We start from the raw sequence: 279 nt of genomic DNA on the forward strand, positions 1-279 counted from the left end.
GGCGAGGGCCTGGTCCAACCGGCCCTCCGGCCCGCGGCCCCCGCCGTGAAACCGCGCCAGCCCGCCATCGGCATGGCGCAGGGCGCGCAGGATCGGCGCGATCCGGTCTATGGCCGACCAAAGCGCCTCCGGCAGCGGCCGGTCGGCCTTCGTCAGGGCCGCCTGCACCGCGGTCAGCAGCGACAGGATGTGCAACAGATCCTCGGGACTGCGCGCCGCGATCGCGCCGTCGCGGCCGATCTGCCCCCTGCAGTCCGCCGCCAGCGCCGCCACGGCGGG

At 76.7% G+C, this 279-nt stretch carries 1 pseudogene; it reads right to left on the minus strand.

From position 1 onward, the window contains the following. Positions 1-279 (minus strand): annotated as a pseudogene (locus ACH107_RS33790) (heparinase); the annotation flags it as partial.

Source organism: Roseovarius halophilus (ex Wu et al. 2025) (assembly GCF_047086965.1).